General features: G+C 39.1%; 1 protein-coding gene. It reads right to left on the reverse strand.

The window, feature by feature from the left end:
* Positions 1-1075, reverse strand: a 1075-nt coding sequence (locus J7438_RS25770) for a transposase (RefSeq protein ID WP_209278892.1), incomplete at its 3' end; no start/stop codon positions are given.
* Between the last annotated feature and the right edge of the window lie 71 nt (positions 1076-1146).

A 1146-nucleotide genomic window follows, 5' to 3' on the forward strand; every position in this document is an offset into this window, starting at 1 on the left:
GATTTTTCAGGGTGTTAAACGTTTGATTTTCAATATGCCAACGGCAACGACCTCCTCTCATGACAGCTTCAACTGTCTCATCGGTTAATTCAATGTCGGTTACCCAGCACCATGCATGTTGAATTCCCTTTTTATCGACTTCAATATAATCCAGAACATTGACTAATTCTGCATGGTCTTGCAGGTTCAGAGGGACTTTGTTTGCAAAACGAAATTTATGCTTAACATTATTTTCTTTATCAACAATCGTATGATGATTGACATCGCCCTCATCATAGAGGGTATTCATTGCCTCAATAAGCGACACATGATCACCATCCTTGGCAACGATAATATAATGCCAACCATACTTCTTGATCAGAGCAATGGTGGGGTTGTCAGCGTATAAGCCATCCAGAAGGATGATCAATTTTAACTGTGGATGGTCGTGTTTCACCTGCTCAAGAAAACGTTTGATTGCCGCTTTCTCACAATCGTTTTTGGTAGAACCATCCTGCCGAACAATAGCCTCGGGAGCCAAAGGGATTACCGTTTTTTGATCCGGATGGACAATACAACCACCCATTATATTGTGATAGAAAGTTTCATTCTTTTTGCCTTCATTTTTAATACAGCAATCTTCACAACGACATTTTCCAGAGTAAAAAAGACCTGTGCCATCAATCGGGAGTAAATAATAGTCCTTCAGTCTGCTACATTTAAATTTAAAGGCCTGCAATGCACCATTACGCTGAACAACGGTAAACAATTCTTTAAATGGTTTCTTTGAATAACAGGGGTTAATATAATCAACAACCTCCCGCATTCGTGTGTCAGAGGGTACTTTTCCATCTTCAACGTGGTACATTTTTTCAAGGTTATGGCAGCAAATCTTATCAGCCCGCTCTTTATCAAACCCTAAAAGCGAACCATGCTTTTGATGCATCATGGCAAAAGCAGATTTTAAAAAGTTAGGAAATGGAATAGGGCTCTTATTAGTACGATGATCTTCTATACCTTCAAAGCATTCTGATACTTTTTTTATCAAGTACGTGGCACTAAGTTGCCTGACTTGTTTCTGAATGGCTGTACACATAATCCACCCAACGACACTGGTTTTATAAGAGATTATTTTAGTCGATAAATTGCGCGGGCTCTGTTTTTATT

The sequence above is a fragment of the Thalassotalea sp. G20_0 genome (genome assembly GCF_017744175.1).
Classification (GTDB): domain Bacteria; phylum Pseudomonadota; class Gammaproteobacteria; order Pseudomonadales; family Endozoicomonadaceae; genus Endozoicomonas.